The organism is Rhodoblastus sp., from assembly GCF_052145335.1.
GTDB lineage: Bacteria > Pseudomonadota > Alphaproteobacteria > Rhizobiales > Beijerinckiaceae > Rhodoblastus.
The window spans coordinates 1-3,390 of sequence record NZ_JBKQOU010000116.1 but is presented as its reverse complement, the minus strand read 5'-3'; the positions used below and the strand labels follow the sequence as shown (position 1 = coordinate 3,390).

Genomic DNA, 3,390 nt, shown 5'->3' with positions numbered 1-3,390 from the left:
TGCTGAAGCGCGATCTGGGCCCCCTGCGGGAATTGTTCAGCGCGGTGGGCATGCGCAAACTGGCCGACAACGCCATCGTCGTGCTGCGCTGGGGCCTGTGGATGGCCCCGATCATCTACGCCTTCCTCAAGGTCGCGCCGGACCCGACCTGGTACAATCAGGACGGGCTGATCCGCACCGGCGTCGCCGCCTATATGAACGCCGCCTTGCCGCCGTCGCAGTTCCGCGAATGGAGCCTTTCGGTCTTCACCGCTTTGCTGACCTATGACTGGCTGCGCGTGCTGATCTGGTTCGATCACATGGGCCTGCGCGTCGCCACGCTGGTCAACCTGTCCTTCGTCGGCGGAGACATGGCCGACGAGAGCGCGGCGCATTTTCTCGGCGCCAAGGGACGCGCCCGCGCCATTCCCGAAGGCGTTCGCCGTTTCGGCACCTGGGCGCCTTTGCTCATTCCCTTCTACATTCCCCGCGGCGGCGAATGGGACAAGGCGTGGGACGCCGCCGAGATCGCGCACAGGGCAGGAACGCCGCCGGTGGTCAGCCTGCTGCTCGGCTACGGCCTGTTCCTGCTCGGACTCTGTGTCGCGCTGACGATTTTCATGCTCACCCGCCCCGGCAAGACCAAGCCAGGCGCCGCGGAGCCGACAGCTTTGGGCAACGGCCTGATGAGCCTGAACCTCTGGCGCGACGGCCAGAATTTCTTCCGCATCGAAACGGCGGCGCGGCGCGGGCCGCCCATCGACATGACCCGCTCCGTCGACGATCCGATTTTTCCGCGCGGCGCCTTTGTTTATTTCAGCGAGGACCGCGATCATTTCCCGCCAAAGCTGTGGTCGCTCGGCGCGGCGCCGACCGGCCGCGGTTTTGGCGCCTTTGCCGCGACTTCGCCGGTTCGCGCGGTGCTGCACGGCGAGCTTAACGCTCTGCGCTGCGAGGCCAGCGTCGAGATGGCGCCCGGCGAGGCCGTCGCGATCTGGCGCGTCAAGCTGACCAATCTCGGGCAGGCGGCGCGGCAATTGCGCGTCGCCAGCTATCGCGACTGGGTGATGAACGAGGGCGGCGTCGAGCGGCGCGACGCCGCCTATAACGCCTTGCATGTCGGCACGGTTTTCGCGCGGCCGCTGGGAGCGATATTCGCGCGCAACCGCCTGCTGAAAAACCAGACCGGGGATTTCGCCAGCAAGCGCCTGTCGCGCGAAATCGCCTTCCATGCGGTCCAGCAAAGCGAGAGCGTCCGGCTGATCGGCTACGAGGATGTCCGCGCCCGTTTCTTCGGCCTCGGCCAACGCCGCGACCCCGATGTTTTCGCCCAGAAATCCGGCCTGCGCGACCCGGCTGACCAGGGCCTGCTCTATGGGTTCGACCCCTGCGCCGCCTTGATGCTCGAGGTCTATATTCCCGTGGAAGGCGCGGTGGAGCTGACTTTCGTCGACGGCTGGGCTTCGGATGAGGCCGCCGCCGCACAAAAAATCGAAACGCATCTCGGCGCCTCGCTGCCGCCCGAGGAACTGGCGCAAATTTTCGCGCAACGCCGCGTTCTCGCTCCAGCCGTCGCGCCGGCGGGACCGCGCTTCGCCTTTTCGCCTGATGGCCGCGAACTCCAGACCGCCCCCGGCGCGCCGCGTCCCTTCACCCATGTCATGGCTGGTCCGCATGGACTTGGCGCGGTGGCGACCCATGACGGCGATGTCTTCGCCTTTCATCGCAACGCCCGCGCCAACAGCCTGACGCCGTTCCGAATGGGCGAGGGGCGCAATGCGCCTCCGGGACAAGCGATCTTCGTTGTCGAAAAGGAAACCGGCGAGGCTCACGCCGCGACGCTTCTGCCGCTGCGGCGGCCCGACACGCATTACGATGCGCGTTTCGGTCGCGGCTATGTCGTTTACGCCTCTGAGAGCCCGCGCCTGAGGCTGGAGCAGATATTGTTCGTCGCGCCCGACGAGCCCGTGCAATTGCTGCTGCTCACCGTGCATAACCGCACCGACAAGGAGCAGAATTATCGCATCGCCCCGATGCTCGAAATCGTCCTCGCGGAGACGCCGCCGGATTCGCTGGGCGTGCTGCAGACCGAGGCCGACGCCTCCGGCCGCGCGCTTTACTTCGCCAATCCGCGCAATGATTTCGTGCGCGGCTGGGCTTTCGTTTCGACCTCGCTCGACGCCGATTGCAGCGAGTTTTCGCGGGCGAAAATTCTGGGCGGCATAGTCGCCGATCCGCGCGTGCCTTTCCTCGCCGAACATGGCTATGCCGACGCCAGCGCGCAGGACGACGGGCGCCGCGCCGCCGGCTTTTCCGGAGTGGTCGCCGCGCCGCCCGGCGGCTCGGTGCGGATCTGCGTGGCGCTCGGCGCCGGAGCGACGCTGGAAGCCGCGCAATCGCTGGCTTCGCGCGCCGCCTCGGTCGATTTCGCCCAGGAAAAACTCGAGCTGCTCGAAAAGTTCTGGCGCGACGCCCTGAACAGCTTGCGGATCGAGACCAACCGTCCGGACTTCGACGGACTGGTCAACGACTGGCTGCCCTATCAATTGCTGACCGCGCGGTTGTGGGGCCGCACCGGCCCGGCGCAGCGGTCAGGCGCCTTCGGCTATCGCGACCAGTTGCAGGACGTGTTGCCGCTGATCCTGCTGGCGCCGGAATTGGCGCGCAAACAGATCCTGCTGCACGGTCGCCAGCAGTTCGTCGAGGGGGACGTGCTTAAATGGTGGCATGAGGCGCCGCAGGGCGGCGTCGGCATCGGCGAGCGCACCCATGCCTCCGATCCGCATCTATGGCTGCCCTATGTCACCGCGCGCTATGTCGCGGCGACCGGCGACCGTGAAATCTTGGCGGAAATCCTGCCCTTCGTCGAAGGCGACGCGGTGCCGCCCGGCGTCGAAGGCCACGTGATTTCGCCGCTGCCCTCGCGCGAGCGCGCCAGCCTGTGTGATCATTGCCTGCGCGCGATCAAATATACGCTGGATCGTTTCGGCAAGAACGGCCTGCCGCTGATGGGCGCCGGGGACTGGGACGACGGCATGAATCTTGTCGGTTTCCGCGGGCGCGGCGAGAGCGTCTGGGTCGGCTTTTTCCTTTACGACATTTTGACCCGCTTCGTCGTTCTGCTCGACGCGCAGGGCATGGGCAAGGCGGCGGAAGGTTTGCGCGAGCGCGCGCTAAAACTCGAAGAGGCGCTCAATCGCTGCTGGCGCGGCGACCGTTTCGTGCGCGCCTTCGCCGACGATGGCGCGGAGTTTCTGCCGATGGGCGCGATGTCCTCCGCCTGGCCGTCGCTGTCCGGCGCAGCAGCAGGTGAGAGGGGGCGCAAGGCGTTGGAGAACGGTTTGCTGGCGCTCGACAAGGGCGACCGCGTGTTGCTGGTCACGCCGCCCTATGACGAGAACTCGAAGCCCT

1 protein-coding gene is annotated in these 3,390 nt (G+C 66.6%); it reads left to right on the top strand.

Translation table 11 applies throughout. The features are described 5' to 3' along the window. On the top strand, positions 1–3,390 hold a 3,390-nt coding region (locus tag ACLP2E_RS08290; RefSeq protein ID WP_442465646.1), incomplete at both ends, for a GH36-type glycosyl hydrolase domain-containing protein.